Raw genomic sequence first — 19189 nt, forward strand, 5'->3', positions numbered from 1 at the left:
CAGCCTGTTCGACTACCTGCAGAATAACCCTCAAACGATTGATATGTTATTTAGTCTTTTGTGCTAGCATGTTCAGCAGCACAGTCACAGCCTCGGCTCTCGTTGTTGAAGCCATAGGTGCGAATTCGTTGTTCTCTTTACCTTCTACTAGCTTTTGTTTCTTCATCGCAGCTACTGCACCTTTGGCCCATGCTGGAACATCCTTGTCGTCAGCAAAACCGGTCACAGAATTAGCTTCGATAGTCAGACCCAAAGCATTAGCAAGCATTACGGCCATCTCAGCACGTGTGATTTGTGCATTTGGACGGAAGCTTCCATCCTCATATCCTTTTACAATTCCTGCTTGGAACGCTTGCGCGACTGCTTTTTGCGCCCAGCTTCCAATCTCTGCTGTATCTGTGAAAGTCAGCGCTGCACCTTCTCCTTGCGGCTTCAGTGTGTTCATCAGCATAAGGGCAAATTCCGCTCTTGTCACCGTATTATTTGGCTTGAATGTGCCGTCTGGGTAACCGCTGACGATTCCATTGCTTACTGCTTTCTTAATGTTAATCTCTGCCCAATGTCCAGTAATATCACTCAAGTTAACCGTAGGAATTGGTGCCGCAGAGTCTACCGCGAATACCGCATATTTCGTAAAGTGATCGACTTCTACGGAAATTTTATTTCCATTGATTTTGCTGCCTTTGACTTCTACCCACACCTTCTTCACTTCATCATAGTAGAAGACAGCAGCCGTCTGGTTATTCTTCAAGCTTGCTGGATTAAAGGTAAAGGTCAACGTAACCGGATTACTGAAGTTCTCTGAGAAATTCTTTAGAATCTCAAATATCGAGCTAAGCAGAACCTCTTTGTTCTTAAGTAAAGCTTGAGTATCTGCCACTTTCTCAATCGTCAACTTCAGTTCTTTGTTTGTAGCATTGGACGGAATAGAGATGACGATTTCATTCCCTAAACCAACTTCTCCCGACTTACCTACAGGAAGCGTTAGTTTCCCATCCGTTGCGGTCACTTTGGTATCGCTAGGAGTCGAACCTCCACCGCCGTTTCCACTGCTGCCTCGACCGCCACTACCAGGTACGCGGCTCACGATGATACTGTAGGTTTTCGTTGTACCGTCTTGTGCTGTTACTACAACATTGATGGTATTGCTACCTATCTGTAGGTTAATTGCTCCGCTCGCTTGTCCGCTTATGACAGGACTTCCGTTCACCGTCATTGTAGCGTTCTTGTCGTATATATTTGCCGTTACGGTAATGCTCGATACAGCCGTAGCTACATTTGCACTGTAAGCCGTTGTACCGGAGGCAAATACAGGACTCAGAGTACCGTTCGACAAGGTCAAGGAGCTCAAGTCTGCGTTGCTGCTAGTTGCTGGAGCACGATTCACAGTTACTCTATAGTTCTTCGTAGTGCCGTTCTGCGCTGTCACTACGACAGTGATGGTATTGTTACCTGTCTGAAGATTAATAGCTCCGCTTGCTTGACCGCTTAGGACAGGATTCCCGTTCACAGTCATCGTAGCATTACTATCACTTACAGTTGCTGTTAGTGTAAGGCTTGATACAACGCTCTCCACACTCGAAGTGTAAGTCGTTATGTCGGATGCAAATGCAGGATTTAGGTTACCGCTCGACAAGGTCAAGGAGCTCAAATCTGCATTGCTGCTAGCTGCTGGAGCACGATTCACAGTTACTCTATAGTTCTTCGTCGTGCCGTTCTGCGCTGTCACTACGACAGTGATGGTATTGTTACCTGTCTGAAGATTAATAGCTCCGCTTGCTTGACCGCTTAGGATCGGATTCCCGTTCACAGTCAGTGTAGCGTTGCTATCATATACACTTGCCGTTACAGAAAGACTCGATACACCGTTATCCACACTCGAAGTGTAAGCCGTTGTGTCGGATGCAAATACAGGACTCAGAGTACCGTTCGACAAGGTCAAGGAGCTCAAGTCTGCGTTGCTGCTGCTTGTGATCGTTAAATCATAGGTACCTACGGCTTGCTGAACTACGCCAGTCGAAACAAACGTACCATCGACCGTAGTTGCCGTAATAGTAACCTTACCTGCCGCAACACCCGTTACTTTACCGTTCTTATCAACAGTCGCAATAGCTGGATCGCTGGACTTCCAGATTACTTCAGCCACTGTTGCAGTGCTTGGTGTAATTTGCGCCTGAAGCTGTACAGAGTCCTTCGAGTTCAGGACTGACGGTCCGGTAATAGCAACTCCTGTAGGAGGCGTATACTCCGGATCTTCCTGAGGGAACACAGGACGCAGCTTCCAATAGCTATTCCACTGATTGCTTGAATTTCCATTGCCCGCAATTCTAATAAACCGCGCTTGTACAGGTGTATCAAATGTAAATGTCTGCAAGGTATTTTTTGTAAGTGATTTCTCGACAGGGGTGACTGTAAGCGAGTTCATGTACGTATTCGATTCTGTGTTCCATGATGTTGGCGACGCCGTAGTGTTGCTAACTACGGTTCCGGACGGAACAAACGACCAGTTCTGACCATCCATCGAGTATTCAACTCTTAACTTATAGGAGCGTGGGCTGCTTGGATTTTCTACAAATCCGATTTGCACGCCATTTACTGTTTTGGCCGTTTCACCTAAGTACATTCTAATCCATGCAGCACCGCTTGCCGCCCAACGGAGCGAGGTTGCACCGGCGTAGTCCGCAGGATTCAATACGTTTACTGCATAATTGGAATTGCTCGAATCCACTTGCTGGTCGCTTGCAATCACGATCGGCGACTTTTGGATAGTCGTAATCGCTACGCTATAGAAGTTTTTCATGCCTTTAACATCTGTCAGCGTAATTTGAGCAATTCCGTCTTGAGGATAATCAATATCAACAGTAACTCCCGCATCCGCTTGAGCAGCGATCTCCAGGTTCTTGGAGTAGTCATAATCAAGAGGAAGAGTAATGGTATAACTGTAAACATCCGGCGAGAATCCGGTAACCGGCTGACCTCCCACATTAAGACTTACGAGCTTTGGCCGCTCTGCGCTTGCCTGGTCATCCATCGGCGGAACGGTACTCACCTCAAGATTGGCAGCTGCTTGCGGGCCATGGCTGTTAATAAGTTGCTGGACATAAAGGCTGTCTGGCATTTTATTAGCTGCCGGAGTCACTTTTTGAGTCATGCTGTATTCGTATGCCTCAAAATTCGGCACAATACCGCCATTAAGTCCCGCATTCTTCATGTTATCGGATGCAGACTTGTCAGGCTTCTGACGCCCCGTAGACGGGTCGGTAGCTGAGCCCAAACGATTGTTGGCATTATCGAATACATGCCCGATAACGTAGTTAGGTGAGAGCTGAGGCTGTGATGCTATAAACGGACCAGTGAAGTTATACAGCATATAGTTAACTCCTGCCCAGCCGTGGGAAGTCCCCATGTTCCATCGGTTTTGCAGATAGATCCGCGCACTTACATTGTCATACAGTCCGCCTGATGACCAGCGGAAATGCGGCTCAGACGCATTCGATGTATACTCACTAATGCTGTTGTAGAATACATTAGGACCTGAAGTATACGAATCCACGATGAATGCATGGCGCATATATCTGGAGTACACGCGTTGCGTAAACATGTATTCCGAGTTTTTGTAATAAACGGAATAACGGCGCTCACCTGCATCCATGAGGCTTACAGGATCCAGAACGTTACCGTCCTGAACGGTAATATTTCGAGAATTTCCGTCAGTAACGAATGCACTGTCGATATGGTATGTCGTAAAGTTACGCATCCATCCGTCACGAACGTTCACCATCGCGACAAATACTTGCGCGTGGTTTTCATCATTATAAGACAAGAAGTTTTTTCCGTATTTTTGTGATAAAAGTGGCTTGTTTGTATTGTAAAAATGCGAGATGCCCTGAATATTTTCAACACCTACATTACTAATACGACCGCCATCGGTTACTTTCACTACTTTGGCAATTCCCCAGCGCATGTCGAGATTGTCCGATAGCGGTTCTGCAAACGTTATCAATTTATTGGCAGCATCGATGCTCTTGATCGTACGTTCCGCCGTGAATGGCGTACCGGCAAATCCGCTTTCCAAATTACCGTTTGGAAGCCAGTTGCTTGCGCCGTCCACTTTATCCATGTACATTGCTTTTACCCAGTTTGCATTGACCGCCTTCTGTACGCTGACGATATCACCAACTGAAAGACCGGTTACACTTGCAACATGCACGAAATTTTGACCGGCACCTACATATTGATCCGTGATAGGTGTAGATGTAGATGTGTTTGCTACACCCTGTCCGTTAAAGTTAATTAATGTGCTGTTTGAAGTTTTGGTATACGGACTGCCTGTCGTCTTAGCATGATCAGGCGGGGGAGTATAAGCATCCTTATCTACTATTCTCCAAGTTGAAATCAGCTTGGTTACTCCCGGCTCAGCTTCTTCACTTGCTATTTGTTCGTCATATGGATTTCCAGCCGAACCATCTCCTACAATCGCAGTGGCAGTTCCTGCCCCTGCTCCGCGAATAACGACTCCTGATGTGGTTACGTTAAGCGGTTTGCTGATGCGGAATACTCCGGGTTCCAAATAGACAGAACCGCGGAATCCGTCTTCTTGAATCGGGTATCTTGAAACATAGTCAATAGCATCTTGGATAGTCTGCCACGCATCTGCGGTATTATCGGCAAGAGGCGATACCTTCACGCGCACCGGCACATTCGGAATAGCTGCACCTCCGCCTTTGTATCCGACAGACGAATAATCCATAACTTGATTGCCTTTGTAATCCGGTATGTAAGTTATTTTACCGGAACCGTCCATCTGTATAGCAGGATATGTGCTATTGGCCCATGAATCCGGGCTCACATTGGCAACGTTTGCATTATTGGAGTTTTGAACATTAGGAATGGATTTGTAGTTCGCAAAATCATTAATTGCTGTAAAGTAATAATTGTCATACAGTGTATTTCCGTTGTTTGTAAGCGTAAAAGCCGCCTTATAGGTTCCTGCAGCCAACGCTACGGAATCTGGGATAGATAGTACAGCGTTTCCACCCGCATCCACACTAGTCGCAGGGAAGCTGTATACCTGCGTACCATTTGGTGCAGTCAGCGTTCCAGTAACGGAAGTTCCTGCAAGCGCTTTCGTCACATTGAAAACTGGATACTTATTGGATGCTGCATTAGCATCTACAACAGCCGGGCGACCGATGGTAAGGCTCATTCCCGGATAGTTGGGCGTGATGATGGCATGACCACTGCCCCGATTATTCAAATAAGCATCGGCATAATTAGGAGCCAAGACACTTAGGTCATATTGCACTTTAGAACCACCGGAAAAATACAATGTCAGCGAGGTATTTCCTTCCGGAAGGGAATCAAGATAAGTGTTTGTAAATGTGGCAATTTGCGTGCCTCCCGTTACAGCACCCAGGATATAATCTTGAGTCTGATTAAGATACACGGAATTTGTAACCGAATTTGTCATGGTTATGCCTGTAAGGGATGCGCCGTTAAGAGTAATCGTTGTCGAAGACGTGCTGCCAGTCCCTTTTACATATGAGCCCGTGTTAGGTGAAATGATAGGGTTGGTCGGAGATCCCAATATTTTTAAATTGGACATCCCAATCGTACCTGGATTGCCTGGAATCAACGTGTAATGGATCATCACATAACGAGCCGTTACAGGAGTTGAGAATGTTCCGGTAGTTGTGGCAGTCCACTTGCTACTATCATTATTGCTTGGTGTTAGCGAGCCCCAATTGGGATCATTAGCAGCAATACTATCTGGAACCTCAACTTTTTTCGCTAGTTTCCAGGATTTTAAGTTCCAGTCATACTTACTCGGAGTTGAATTATTAACCGTTGGTAGCTGCCCCCAAATCGTATCATCCGAGGTGTATACGACATCATAGACCGACATTCGTGCCTTTACACTAGAAAATCCAGCCGGAATGTCAAAGCTGACTTCTTCAAAGGTTTTATCCTCTCCCAAATCGACTGCTAGCCAAAGGGAACTAGTGGTGCCGGATTGCGGAAAAACATTCGCGGCTGTTCCGCCAATTTGCCAGAATTCGGAGCCGTTATGTGCAACCGCAAATGGCGCTTTTTTAGTACTATTCTCTGAACTTACCTTAACGTTTGCACCGGTAGTTAAAGCACTCGGAGCAATGTCAATTTTACCTGATGCTGCATGAGAAGCCTTCGGTGGTACAACAAATAGACCGATAATTAAAGTCAATATTAACAGGATAGATAGAGTTTTGTTAAAAGTTTTGTTCAATAGTTGCTCACTCCTTAATTAAATCGCTTTCATTTCCATAAACAGCCAATAAACTTCCAGTTAACTTAATAACCGATGTAATCACCCCCGAATCTTTAAGTTTACATTAGCATAATTTAGTTGAATTCTATATCGCTAAAAAATGAAAAAATGTTGTTAAAATACGATGAAAACAAAAAGCAGCAATTTTCGATATTTTTCAACGAACTGGAGGTTTGGAATGTAAATAAATGGCATCCCTTTCTTGCCGAAGGGGATGCCACTCAACTCAAGGCCTAGGGAAAATATGGGAAACTCTGTATCCCATTTCCCCCTTGCTTTTATCATGATTTGCGGTACATACGAGGAGCCATTCCAACTTCTCTTGCAAAGAGTCTTGTGAAATAAAGCGGATCTTGATAACCCACATCTCTTGCAATTTTCGAAATGGGTTCATTGGTGGAACGAAGCAGCTGCTTCGCTTTATCCAGCCTGACCTTGTTAATAAACTCGATCGGCGTGTAACCGGAATATTTTTTGAACAAAATCGAATAGTAGCTAGAGGATAGTGAAGCCATAACGGCGAGCTTATCGCGTTCTAAAGAGGATTGATAATGATCCTGAATGTACTTCATGGAATCCGCTATGAGTCGAGCCGTTTCGTCTTCAGTGCGAAGCTTATAGCTCAGCACTTCGCTCACCCATTTAAGCAGTGTCAAGAAGTGAAGTCTGGCGGTCCATTCCGTACTCGTGTTCTTATCGTTCCACAGCTCATATAGCTGCTTAAGCCGCCTTTCCAGTTCTGCCAGATCCGCATAGAACGGAAAGACACGATCGAAAGGTAATGGAGCACCGTACTGGCCCAGCTTGACCTGGTTCCCTTCCCATTCTATGGGATAATAAAGGAAATGGACGCTATAATACGTCAAAGGATCTTCCTGCGCGCTCGACAATACAATATGCTCATCAGGAGCCATATGCAGAATCGTACCGGGACTCAAGGTCCATTCGGTGCCATTCATTTCAATCGTGCCATTCCCTCCAATGACGCAAACAAAATTGTAAATGCTGGTTTGGTTAAGCTCAAACCTGTACTTTCTTTGTTTCCAAAATGACTCCCCCCGAAGAAGCACTTCAATCATTTTAGGAAAAAATCGCTCAAAATACTGATCATGCACCTATCTCATCTCCCAAGATGAAGCAAGTTAATACTGCTATCATAGCACAGAACAGCATCCCCCCACATAGCAGGGAATGCTGTTCTTGAAAGATGCTCTACGTGCCGGCTTACTTCGCTTTCTCGGCAGCAATCGCTTTGTTGATCACCTCTTCGGCGCTGCGCAGCACGGTATTCAAATCTTTGCTTTCCACGATGGCCTTCTGCAGCTCTTTCATGAACATGTTCTCGGCCTTGACATTCGTTAATCCCGGCTTACGGCCAGGCATGGCCGGTCCCACTTTATTAAAGGAGGCAGCCTTTATATTTTTGTCCTTATACATCGGATCGTTTTTCATGAACATTTTTTTGATTTCATCGTTTTTCAAGACCGGAAATACAGCCAAATCCGCAGCGAGCTTGGCCTGCATGTCGTCTGAAGCAAGCCATGCCGCAACCTGAAATGCAGCGTCCTTATTTTTACTGCTGCTTGTTATATAGATATTGCGGAAATCGGATAACCGCCCGATTCCCGGCAGTTCCTTGTATGTAGGCATGCTGACGATATCCCACTTGAAGTCCCAATCCATAAAATTCCTGGATGCAAACGTCGTCATCGCTGAATGACCATTAATAAACTCTTTCCAATCCACATCCTTATTAATTGTTGTGGAATCAAATTTCAGACCAGGAAGTGTATAAAAGCGTTTCCAGTTCTCGCCGATTTTTTTCCATGTTTCCGTATTCACTGCCGCCTTATCTTCCTTCAAACTAAGAATAGGCTCGCCAAACGGATTCTGGGTGAAAAAGGTTTCCATCCAGCGATCGGAAAATCCGCGATACTGAATGCCTCCCTCTGCTCGGGTCATGAGCTTGGCAAGCTCATAAACCTCATCCCAAGTCATGCCGTCTTTAGGATAAGGAACGCCGAACTTATCGAACAGATCCTTATTGTAATGCATCATCCCTCCGCTCGTGCCGCTAAGCGGTATGCCTGCAATAATGCCTCCTGTCTCATTTTTCATCATTTCAAAAGCCATAGGATCGATGCGCGACGTATCGAAATTGTATTTCTTAACCAGCTCGCTTACATCGTATAGCAAGCCGGTCCTTTGCAGATCCGGAGTAGCTACCCCGCGTCCGACGAACAAATCCGGCATCTCTCCTGACGCAACCAGCGTATCGATGGTGACACCGCCTGTCCCTGTGCTCGGAACCGCTTTCAAAGTATAATTAGGAAATTTGCTCTTGGCTTGCTGGGCAATATAATCAAATTCGCTCTGTGACATAGACCACATGTAAAAGCTTATTTCTGCAGGCGTATTCACTACCTGAGCCAAGTCTGTCTGTGTCCCCCCTTGCTTATTATCGGCTTGTGTTCCCCCACTGGCACACGCCGTAAGCATCAGCGCGACTGCCGAGAAAGCAATGATCATTTTGTTATTCATCGTAGTCCCCCTATAAAAACGTTTTCAAAATCCCGTCTATTTCTTCTCCTGCTGTTTTAGATTTGCTTTAATTTTCAAAAACATATACGATTAGTTAATTCTTAATTAAATTATAAAATCTCTATTTATGAAAGTAAATGGATATCAGTTTAACATATATGGATAATTAGTTGATACCTTTTTTACTCATAATGATGGCATAAGCACAAGAAGGATACCTATTGGAGTTATTGAATTCGAACTCATAGTAAAAACAGCATTATCGTCCCAAGGGAGCGATAATGCTGGATGAATGGGACTATCCGTGTTCTCAACTTGGGATAGTCATTAGCCAGAACGACCAGTCTTTGGGAGGCCGTAAAGCAGTCAAATGCCTTGATACCGCGATCAGCCTCGGAGATGAGTATACTTTTTCTGCTCTTCTGGTAAGCTGGACCGCCAGCCCGTTGATCTCGTTGTCAATATTTTGCCAGGCCCAAGGTAATTCCTCAGCCAAGTAAGGTGCCAAAAACTGAAACCCAAGCTCAATTCCCCTAGCATCCTCGGTCCGATAACGCCATAAATCGACTCCGAGCACATCGCCGCACCTAGCCAAGCTTACAAAAGCGCTCAGTCCATATAATGAGTAGAAAAGCGCCCGATTGCGTTTTAACTCGCGATGGAGTCCTCCATCCGGTGTGAATTGCACATCGATTTGCCACTTGGCACGTTCCATCATTTGCCGCGCTCTTTCCAAGTTGCCGCTGTAGATGGAAAAAGCCGCCACTTGCGCCGCATACCAGGACCCGTGATTATCGGTAGCGCGATACTCTTCTTTGCCAGCAGGACTCTCCAACAACCAATCGCAATAAGCGGCAAACCATTGCTGTAACGCCTCGTTATCGGCCTGGGTCCAACTTATCGATTGCGTCAGTAGATTGACCGAGTCCAGAAGCCCGATTAATTGTACTCCTTCTATAATGCCAATGGCCATTCCATCATTAACCCCGGGCAGCGAGGCGGCATACTTGAAATTCGGGTTCATTCGGGTTTCTGGATTCAGGAACCAAACTCGCAGCAGCTCGGCTGCTTTGGCAGCGTAAGCCTCCGAGCCCGAATATAAATACGCCAGCGCCAAAGTGTTAACCCTGATACGCATATTGAAATAAGGTCCCAAATCGTACTCGTCACTGGCTGCCGCCGGATTCGTATACCCGTCGCGACGGATGAAAGGCATCCCGTCAGGCGTATCCGGATTGCGCCAAGCGTATTTTCCAATAGCGAAAAAATCATGTTTATCTCCGGATGGAGGGATATTCCCCTTGTTGACTACGGAATCGGGAGTTTTTTGAAGATAGGAGTCCGCCTCATTAAGTAATGCAGAATAAGCTGGCATCAGACTCGGTTCATTCGCTTTCACCTTATCACGGATACGAATCAATTCCTTATAGTCAAGTTGAATTAGCGTTGGTGCCGTCGTTTGTTTCATGAATGCTATTTCCTCCTCTTTGGGCGTTTCTCGTTAACCGCGTTAAGTCGGGCCATGGTACTGAAGAAGCCATTGCGGTCTACTCAACCAAGGGCTTAAAGGCAATGACCGTGACGGAATAAGGATCAAGCGACAAGCTGGCCGCTCCCGCTTCATACTGAACCGGATTGACTTGAGCCAGAGCAGGATTCGTATCGGCTGCGCCCGTTCCCTTCAGTACCCATGTTTCGATATTGGCGCTGGTTATATAGTTTTGCACGTTCAGTTGGACCGGTACCGGATCGGCGTTCGAGTTAACGAATAAGACGGACAATTCGCGGCTTGAAGGTGAATAGCTGGCGAAGGCGGAAATATCTGTCGCCCCGGTCGTCGATACCATCTGATCTCTTAGAAACTTGTTCCACACTTGAATCGCTTTACCCATAGGCAGCAGATTTCCATTTTCGTCGATGGCTGATCTTTCATCCCGTGGATTGTTGTTGAGTCCTTTGCGAGTGACCCAGAAGTGGACGTAATCGACTTTATCGTACTGCAATATTTTACCGATCTTTGTTGCGAATAACGCGGCACGGCTCATATTGTTAGGCATTTGGGCGCCCGAAGAATACGTGCTTGTCTCCGTTATCGAAATTTGAATCCGGTTCCTGTCTTCCGGCTTGAAATACGTATTGATATGGTTAACGATCGTATTCAGCGGGCTGACATTGGCACTCCCGTACAAATGAACAATAACGAAATCAGCTTTGGATGACACGGCAGGCATCACCGTACTATTCCATGTGAACGAATCATAGACAGGTACGCCTACATGAATCGTGGGATCGACTGCTTTCATGGCTGTGACGAATTCATTGAACACATCGGCGTACTCCTGAGGACTCCATATATAGCCGGATTGTGACGTAAAGAACGGTTCATTCCCGATCTCCCAATATTTCACATTCCATCCGTTAATGACATTAGCATACCGGACCCATTCCACAGCGGCCTCCTTTAACTGTTCTTTCGTCTTGAACCAATCCGCATCCGTTGCTTTCATCGCATCAAGACCGACAATAACGAATGGCTGTACGCCCGTTTCATTCACAACGCCCATGAACTCATTGAAATCCTGGGTCTCTTTGTACGTTCCGTCAGGGTTAATCAGCGCTTTCTCGGCATTAGTCAAAGGATGTTCGGTCGAATAATAGTACGATAGCTGCGGTTGAAGCACACTGTTGGCTGATGTCGGATAAGGTGCGCTTGTCCACAAGTATCTGTCGCTGGCTTCACCTTCCCCGAATCGTATCGTTCCCGCACCGAGTGCTTGCAGCGATTGAGAAAGTGTTTTTTGCCGGTTCGGATGATACAAGTCGGAGTCGAACAAATGGTTGGATACGACACCGAGAGGCGAATGGCTTACATCGTTAAGTACGGAATACACGTTAATCGTAACGTTCTGATTCAACGGGGGACCAGAGCCGTTCTCGTCCGGAATTGCCGTCACTTTCACGTTGTCAATGCCGATGGCCCCCCTCCCTGCCGATATGGAAATAAACCGTAGCGATGCGACACTGCTTGCTTCCGTGACTTGAAACCCTTCGTAATCAACGGTTCCGAGGAGTGTCGTGCCTGTCTGATCATAGATATAACTCTTCACTTTCTTCTGGGTAAAATCAACCTCCAGCTTAATCTTGTACCAGTCTCCATCTACATAGGAGCTTGCCGGCATCATATTAGTTGAAACGTTTTGGCCTGCTTCATTTTTTTGCAGCATTTTGTACACATAGCCGTTAGCGGCCGTACTATTCTGAACCTGGGTAATGTTTTCGTTCTGGTCGCTGAGCAGCGTCGCACCGAAATAGTCATGCTTGTAGCTCGGATCGGCGTCCGCTGCCGTCTTCATATCGAATTCAAGATAAGCAAATCCACTTTTGAGTTTCGGAAAATTGACTTTCGCATAAGCGGAGCTCGTACCCGAGTCGGTGATAAGCATATATTTATTACTCGGGTTTGACGGATGTGGTTCAAGCGTGACGGTAGTCGTTGCCGGTGCGCTGAACTGCCACCATATGGACTGTGTTGATGAGGCAGGCATCTCACTTCTGCTTGCATATGCATCGAAACTATCTTCATAGACGAGCTGTTCGTTCCCTCCTGCGGCTTCAGCCGAAGCTTGATAATGTACGAATACCGCACTTAGCATTACAAAAACAAGCAATACCTTCACAAAGGATTTCTTGACTACACTGGTTGATGGATACACCATAATCCTCCTTTATCAATGGAATATACGGGAAGAATGTCCCGCATTTGAAACCCCTTTCACCTTTAATGTAAACACAAAGCTGCGACATGTACATAGACGATAAATAAAAAAATATGGAGAATTAATTGATCCTGCATTGGGATGTTTCCATTCGGCTTTTAAGCAACCGTCATAAGCTGTACACACGTCAAAAATTTAAACATTAATCCATAAACATTATAAATACGTCCATTTACTCTAATAAATCTAAACATATAATGGGTATATGCTTTTAATTAATTATCCATTCAATTCGTTACTGTGAAAATGAAGGAAGAGAGGGATAGGATATGACAGCTGAAGCAGCCCATTATCAGCTTCTCGTTTGCGGAGCAACCTTTGCCGGACTAGGCGCAGCAATAGCTGCTAAACTACCCGTCATTGTAGTGGAAAGGTCGGCAGGTGTCGGTCAGGAGTTTATCGAGACATTTAATCCAGGCAGCTTTGAAGCCATGAAGGATCTTCCGTTTAGTCCATTGGAACAATCGCTGCATACAGAGCTAATTGAACGGAGTTTGATGGAGCCTGGAGGTGGCCCCGTCCATTTGCCAGGCGTTCATTCCGTGCTGTGCAAACGCATTCAAGACACCGGCTTGAAGGTGCTTTTTTTAACTGAGATTATTGAAGTAAAGGCTACGGGGGAAGGCTTCGAGGTGACACTATACAACGTCTCCGGCTTTCAAACGATACGAGTGGACCGAATTCTAGATACGACCAGCCGCCGATTTTCTCAACCCGACCAGTCTTATGCGCCGGTTAACCGTAAAATCATAAGAGCGCATTTGTCAGGTGGGGTATCCGGTAACGAAACCACATCAAACGTTCAGCCGTTAGATGAACAGGCACAAATCCTCCCAGGTAGATTTCCTTCGGAGCGTATCCTGGCACTTACTGTGGATGCCGGTACAGATTGGCCGGCCGCCCGGCACAGCTTGCAGGAATATTGGCGGGCACGCCCTGCCAGCCTTGCATTATGGACGATTGCAGCCGTTGCCAGTACATTCGGCCTGCAGGTTCCGCAAGGACCGATAGAGCTTGCAGCGCAATGGATATGGCTTCCATCGGAATCCAGCCCTCACCCATTGCAAGCGTTCCGCCAAGGCTACCGGTTTCTTCAGCTTCAGTCGGAGGAGGACGTTAACGATGGATATCGCAAGACTATATAACGGGCAGGCTGTACGTAAGCCATTTACCGGACAGACCGACTTCCAGTTTGACTGCATAGTAGTAGGATTGGGAACAGCAGGTGCTGTAGCCGCAATCGGCGCAGCGCAAAAGGGCTTGCGGGTACTAGGAATCGAAAAATTAACCTGCATGGGTGGTACAGGTACAGCAGGGGCTGTTCTAGGCTATTATTTCGGAAATAAGGGCGGTCTGTTCGAATCGTTAGATGACGGGTCGTTAGCTTTGGAAAAGCAGCAGATCTACACACCCTCCCGAGGCATTAACGCCGAGGCCAAAAAGTATGTGCTTGAACAAGAAGCATTGAAAGCCGGAGCCGCTCTTCGCTATGACAGTACGGTGACCGGCGTGCTGCTTGAGGGGAATACGCTGCGGGGTATTGAGTGGTTCTCTCCGGAAGGCAAGTTCACGGCAGGATGTTCCGTTATCGTTGATGCGACCGGTGATGCAGATGTATGCGCAATGGCTGGTTGCGAGCTGCGGGGCGGTCGTGATTTTGACAGCCAGGCTCAGCCCTACTCGAATGTTTATGTATATTTGGATCAAGGCAAGGTCAACTTCCGATATACCGATTCAGGTTATGTAGATCCTAGAGATGCTGCCAGCATATCAGAGGCTGTAATTTCATCGGCGACCTTGCATACGCATTTAAGACCCGTCTATGAGGAAGACAACCGGATGCTCCGGATTGCCCCCTTACTCGGGATCAGAGAAGGTCGATTTATAGAAGGAGAAGAAACAGTAACGCTGGAGAACTTCCTGAATCAACGTTATTCAAGTGAGCCTGTGTTTTTCGCATATTCGAATGCGGACAACCACAGTAAAGACCTTGCTTTCGAGAGTGAGTTCCAACAGCGCTGGACCGTCGCCTCCAGCATGTGGGGCTACAATTTTACCGTCTCGATTCCAATCGGAGCCCTAATCCCTAAAGGCTATGACGGACTGCTTGTTGCAGGGCGCTGCCTGTCCGTTGATCATGATATGGCCGCATGCGTGCGAATGAAGCGCGATATGCAGAAATGTGGAGAAGCAGCCGCCAATGCTGCGTATTTATCCATACGTTTGCAGCTTCCTTTAAGGGACATTCCCTATTCCGAATTGGCTGCAGCGTTACACGAAACCGGGTGCTTGTCCACAAAAGATGAGATTCGATTCAAGGAAACGTTATCCGTTCATGACGAAACCAATCCTATTGTTCAATGGCTGACGAATCCCGAACAAATAAAGTGTGGTTTAGCCGGGAACAAGCCGGGTCTTGCGATATGGTCCTCCTTCCTGTTAAAAGACAGCATTCGCGCACAGCTCACGAAATGGATTACTCCAACGGAGCAGGAGCATCTTCGCAAGCATGCCGCATTTGCATTGGCCTTGCTGGGTGATAAAGCTGCAGCCCCAGTCCTTAGAGAGATGGTGCGGGAGAAGGATCCGTTTGTACCGAAGACGAGCCGTAAATACAATCAGGTACGAGGTTATGCTGCGATCTTCCTGCTTGGCTTGTTAACCGATCGGGAAGTTGTGCCGGATTTGACTTCAATTCTGATAGATGAGCCCGGACAATGGACGTATGAGGATGAAAATAAAGAGTTTCTGGCGGACAGCCATGAGCTTTATTTCCAGTACGTATCCTTCTCCATTATGGCATTAGCCAGAATTGGCGACAGCCATCCGGACTGCCGCCAAGAGATTATTCATGGTTATCGTACCTTGCTTGGCCGGAGCGGCTTGAATTTATCCGTTACTTTCAAAGGCAGTACAGACATTAAATGTGATATGAACGGTAAAATCCGTAAAGTCATTGACGAGACCTTACAGCGATGGAACGTGAATGTTGAGACGCTATAATCCTAGCTAGCGTAATGAACGACAAAAGGTTTAAGAATTTGCATGACATAAAAAAGTATATCAATAAATCCAATAGAAAAAAGACATGACTATAATGATTGTTTCATAATGAACAATCATCGCTTTCGCTCCCTCCGCTCGCACCGAACCCCGGGGGTTCGGCCCCGCTGGCTCAAAAAAATCCCCGGAACCTTAATGGTTCCGAGGATTTTCTTATGGAGCCTAGGGGGATGTTTGAATCTTTCATTTAACTTGCTTACGAGGCCTATTCAACGATGCAGATCCCAGCGGTAGATTCAAACGCCGTGCTCCTCCATTCGTTGCTTCTGCTTCGAAGCTTATTCATTTCATTCCGTCCGCGCGGACTGAACCCCCGGGGTTCGGCCCCGCTGGCTCAAAAAAAAATCCCCGGAACCTTAATGGTTCCGAGGATTTTCTTATGGAGCCTAGGGGGATCGAACCCCTGACCTCATCGCTGCCAGCGATGCGCTCTCCCAGCTGAGCTAAGGCCCCTTATTATGTATGGGTGATTTCCACCCGACAATTAGGTATTATACACGGTGCTTGGACCATCGTCAAGCACTCAAACAAACTTTTTTAAAGTGATGATTGGATACAATAAAACAGGTGCTAAAAGGATATCATTGTGGATTCCCAGCACCTGTCAGTTACTTTTTTTCTTCACCAACCTGATGCTTGGACAATATGTCGGTCAGTTCTCTCATGAACATATTGATGTCTTTGAATTGACGGTACACGGAAGCAAAACGGATATAAGCCACTTCATCAACCGGATACAGCTGTTCCATCACGATTTCTCCGATTTCTCGACTATCGACTTCTGTACTTGCTGTATTGCGGATCTGCTTCTCGACTTCGGATACAATCATATCGAGCTGGTCGACAGATACAGGACGCTTCTCACAGGCACGGATCAAGCCACGGAGCATTTTCTCCCGACTGAATTCTTCTCTGCTTCCGTCTTTTTTGATAACGATGAGAGGGGTCTCCTCGACCATTTCAAAGGTTGTAAAGCGCTTGGTGCATTTCTCGCATTCTCTTCGGCGACGAATGGATTTGTTCTCATTAGCCGATCGGGAATCCAACACTTTGGTGCCGTTATAATCACAGTATGGGCATTTCACTACATGATCACTCCTTTTTGCTACAAATAAAATCAACTCAATTTTATTGCCAACGAATCCCTGTAATGAACTTCAGCGAAACGCACATAATAGGTTTACCAACTTACAAGGAGGTGAACAGACATGGGTGCAGGACAATCTCGCAGCAGCAACACTTTGGTGGTACCACAAGCAAACGCAGCTTTGGACCAACTGAAGTATGAAGTAGCACAGGAATTGGGTATCGCCATTCCTCAAGACGGTTACTACGGTAACATGGCTACTCGTGACACTGGTGCTATCGGGGGACACATTACGCGTCGCCTGGTGCAAATCGCTGAGCAAACACTTGCTGGCGGTAACCGCTAATTAGAGAACGAATAGAGAAGTATTGGACAGAGTGCTCCTTAGGGGGCCTGTCCAATGCTTCTTTACTTTTGGGAGGCAACTCCCCATTCCTTTGCATAAAGCTTATGATATTTATTATAATAATACAAAACGCGCTGAATGTAATGTCTCGTTTCGCCATAAGGGATGGAATCCGAGTTTTTTAATGTACCGTCCCATTCCTTGTTCTGCAGCCATCGGTTCACTTTACCTTGACCTGCATTATAGCCAGCTACGGCAGCAATGGTGTTCCCGTTGAATTCCTTATGCAAATATCCCAGATACCATGTCCCTAACTCTATACTGACAGACGGGTTATCCAGGTCCTCCTTAAATGAAGGAGCAAACCGTCCGGCCTCAACGATCCATTCCGATGTGTCGGGCATGAGCTGCATAAGCCCATAGGCGCCCTTTTTAGATGAAATGTTCAATTTATAATTGGATTCTACTCGAATTATTGCTGCAACCAATAGCGGGTCAACCTCGTAATTTGCGGCATGCTGCCGTATTTCTTCTTGATAGCGGATTGGATACAACCATTTACCCACTACATCGCTGCTAAGGAACATGAGGATTACGAAGCTAATTAAAAGTAGAGCAAACACTCGCTTTTTCCGCCAAAAGCTGATGCTCATAGCAGCCTCCTTCCCCTTAAGAACGCTTCAACCTGATTTTCCGTATCCTGGAGCATCCCTTGATTATCAATCACAATATCAGCCATTGCCTTCTTCTGTTCAATATCCATTTGTGCCTTAAGCCGAGCTTCTGCCTGTTCCACGGTAAGCTTGTCCCGGTTCATCAGTCGCTGAAGCTGCAGACTTCTCGGTATGTATACAACCATGACAGCTTCAAACATCGATTGCAGTGCCGACTCATATAACAAAGGAATATCTACGACTACAAGCTTGTCCGGATGAAGCTGCTCGTATTGATGCATCCGTTCACGAATAAGTGCCCGGATCGAGGGGTGCATAATATTTTCCAGGTCCTTCAATGCCTGAGGATTGCCAAATACCACTTCTCCTAGCTTTTTACGAAACAGAGAGCCATCAGGATTCAAAATTTCCGGTCCGAATCGATCCACAATCTGCTTCAGCACAGGACTGCCAGGCTCTACTACCTCTCTGGCAATGCGGTCGGCATCAACCAGCATCGCGCCGCGCTGCACCAGCATGTCGGATACGGTGCTTTTGCCGCAGGCGATGCCTCCGGTTAAACCGATATTCATAAGTTTCTTTCTCCTTCATGTTTTTCAACGCAACACAACGTTTGGTAGCATGATCTGCTACATCAATTTCATAATACCCATAATAATTAAAACACAACCGGGAAACACGGATAACCGTCGAAGCCAAGACATATCCGAGTACTTATATCCTATTCGTAAACCGCTCGCCAAGAAGGTCCCACTAGCCAATGCTATAACCGCAGAAGTGAGAAGCGGCGTAAATCCAATCAATGCAGCACCAATCCCTGCTCCGAACGCATCCAGTGACAACGCAATCCCTAGCAAAAGCGCTTCATAGGGCGATATGTTGCCGGAACGGTCCATATCTGCAATCGAAGGCGTGCGCAATATTTGAATAACAAGACCGAACCGTTTCAATTCAATATTCAATACTTCTCTTGTTGTCGGGACACCATCAATCCCTGAGATTCGTACAGGGAGTTCATTAGGGGCATCCGCGGAATCTCCACTATCTACATCCTTTTTCTCCATCATAACTTGATAGACGGCCCAAATCCCGATTCCGATCAGAATGATGCCGCCGATCGCCTTGGCAAAAACCGGATCGACAAAATGGCTAATGAACACGCCGATTTGCATAGCAAGATAAATAATAAAACCGGAACAGCATGAAATAATTGCAACCGATACTAATGGCATACGAATTTTCCGCAAGCCATACATGACACCAACACCAAATCCATCGAGACTAACGGCTAAAGCCAATATCAACAAGGAGATAAAAGGCAGCATGATACTTCCCTCCCGACCGTTTTACTCCTTACTATATGGCGACTTTGGGCGGGGGGTGCATATTCCTGCG

12 protein-coding genes and 1 tRNA gene are annotated in these 19189 nt (G+C 46.4%); 3 read left to right on the forward strand and 10 right to left on the reverse strand.

Features of this window, described 5'->3' with window-relative positions; all coding sequences use genetic code 11:
- Window positions 1-46: 46 nt before the first annotated feature.
- The 5 genes from BP97_RS0104590 to BP97_RS0104615 all read right to left on the reverse strand — a co-directional run bounded on the left by BP97_RS0104590 (window position 47) and on the right by BP97_RS0104615 (window position 12561).
- Complete coding sequence (locus BP97_RS0104590) at window positions 47-6265, reverse strand: cadherin-like beta sandwich domain-containing protein (RefSeq protein WP_028548043.1); 6219 nt, start codon at window positions 6263-6265, stop codon at window positions 47-49.
- A gap of 323 nt (window positions 6266-6588) precedes the next feature.
- Window positions 6589-7422: an AraC family transcriptional regulator gene (locus BP97_RS38660; RefSeq protein ID WP_028548044.1), complete on the reverse strand. Its 834-nt coding sequence runs from the start codon at window positions 7420-7422 to the stop codon at window positions 6589-6591.
- Between the two features lie 109 nt (window positions 7423-7531).
- The gene (locus tag BP97_RS35275; protein WP_051620360.1) at window positions 7532-8848 is read right to left on the reverse strand and encodes an ABC transporter substrate-binding protein; all 1317 of its coding nucleotides are present in this window, start codon (window positions 8846-8848) and stop codon (window positions 7532-7534) included.
- Window positions 8849-9158: 310 nt separating this feature from the next.
- Window positions 9159-10316, reverse strand: coding sequence for an alginate lyase family protein (locus BP97_RS35280; RefSeq protein ID WP_051620361.1), 1158 nt, complete (start codon window positions 10314-10316; stop codon window positions 9159-9161).
- A gap of 79 nt (window positions 10317-10395) precedes the next feature.
- On the reverse strand, window positions 10396-12561 hold the full coding sequence (locus tag BP97_RS0104615; protein ID WP_028548045.1) for a hypothetical protein: 2166 nt from the start codon (window positions 12559-12561) through the stop codon (window positions 10396-10398).
- Between the two features lie 332 nt (window positions 12562-12893).
- On the opposite strand from BP97_RS0104615, the gene BP97_RS0104620 reads away from it, so the two are divergent.
- Window positions 12894-13769, forward strand: coding sequence for an FAD-dependent oxidoreductase (locus tag BP97_RS0104620; protein WP_028548046.1), 876 nt, complete (start codon window positions 12894-12896; stop codon window positions 13767-13769).
- Window positions 13747-15627: an FAD-dependent oxidoreductase gene (locus BP97_RS35285; protein WP_051620362.1), complete on the forward strand. Its 1881-nt coding sequence runs from the start codon at window positions 13747-13749 to the stop codon at window positions 15625-15627. The genes BP97_RS0104620 and BP97_RS35285 overlap by 23 nt, the downstream gene beginning before the upstream one ends.
- Before the next feature lie 440 nt (window positions 15628-16067).
- On the opposite strand, the gene BP97_RS0104630 is transcribed toward BP97_RS35285, so the two are convergent.
- Both BP97_RS0104630 and nrdR read right to left on the reverse strand, forming a co-directional pair.
- Window positions 16068-16140, reverse strand: a tRNA-Ala gene (locus BP97_RS0104630).
- A gap of 155 nt (window positions 16141-16295) precedes the next feature.
- Complete coding sequence (gene nrdR, locus BP97_RS0104635; RefSeq protein WP_028548047.1) at window positions 16296-16772, reverse strand: transcriptional regulator NrdR; 477 nt, start codon at window positions 16770-16772, stop codon at window positions 16296-16298.
- A gap of 123 nt (window positions 16773-16895) precedes the next feature.
- Between nrdR and BP97_RS0104640 the strand changes: the two genes are divergently transcribed.
- Window positions 16896-17120, forward strand: a complete 225-nt coding sequence (locus BP97_RS0104640) for an alpha/beta-type small acid-soluble spore protein (RefSeq protein ID WP_028548048.1) — start codon at window positions 16896-16898, stop codon at window positions 17118-17120.
- Window positions 17121-17182: 62 nt separating this feature from the next.
- Here the strand turns inward: BP97_RS0104640 and BP97_RS0104645 are convergent, their stop codons facing one another.
- The 3 genes from BP97_RS0104645 to ytaF are packed head-to-tail and all read right to left on the reverse strand — an operon-like array spanning window position 17183 to window position 19119.
- Window positions 17183-17767: a lytic transglycosylase domain-containing protein gene (locus tag BP97_RS0104645; protein ID WP_028548049.1), complete on the reverse strand. Its 585-nt coding sequence runs from the start codon at window positions 17765-17767 to the stop codon at window positions 17183-17185.
- Window positions 17768-17769: 2 nt separating this feature from the next.
- Window positions 17770-18366 (reverse strand): dephospho-CoA kinase, encoded by a 597-nt coding sequence (gene coaE, locus BP97_RS0104650; RefSeq protein ID WP_028548050.1) that lies wholly within the window; start codon window positions 18364-18366, stop codon window positions 17770-17772.
- 57 nt (window positions 18367-18423) lie between these two features.
- The gene (gene ytaF, locus BP97_RS0104655) at window positions 18424-19119 is read right to left on the reverse strand and encodes a sporulation membrane protein YtaF (RefSeq protein WP_028548051.1); all 696 of its coding nucleotides are present in this window, start codon (window positions 19117-19119) and stop codon (window positions 18424-18426) included.
- Window positions 19120-19189 lie beyond the last annotated feature (70 nt).

Source organism: Paenibacillus sp. UNC451MF, from assembly GCF_000686845.1.
Lineage (GTDB): Bacteria > Bacillota > Bacilli > Paenibacillales > NBRC-103111 > Paenibacillus_S.

What these genes read in the sequence shown, in the direction of transcription:
- BP97_RS35275 (WP_051620360.1), bottom strand. Translation starts at nt 8,848, where the DNA reads ATGAATAACAAAATGATCATTGCTTTCTCGGCAGTCGCGCTGATGCTT.
- BP97_RS35280 (WP_051620361.1), bottom strand. Translation starts at nt 10,316, where the DNA reads ATGAAACAAACGACGGCACCAACGCTAATTCAACTTGACTATAAGGAA.
- BP97_RS0104620 (WP_028548046.1), top strand. Translation starts at nt 12,894, where the DNA reads ATGACAGCTGAAGCAGCCCATTATCAGCTTCTCGTTTGCGGAGCAACC.
- BP97_RS35285 (WP_051620362.1), top strand. Translation starts at nt 13,747, where the DNA reads ATGGATATCGCAAGACTATATAACGGGCAGGCTGTACGTAAGCCATTT.
- BP97_RS0104640 (WP_028548048.1), top strand. Translation starts at nt 16,896, where the DNA reads ATGGGTGCAGGACAATCTCGCAGCAGCAACACTTTGGTGGTACCACAA.
- coaE (WP_028548050.1), bottom strand. Translation starts at nt 18,366, where the DNA reads ATGAATATCGGTTTAACCGGAGGCATCGCCTGCGGCAAAAGCACCGTA.
- ytaF (WP_028548051.1), bottom strand. Translation starts at nt 19,119, where the DNA reads ATGCTGCCTTTTATCTCCTTGTTGATATTGGCTTTAGCCGTTAGTCTC.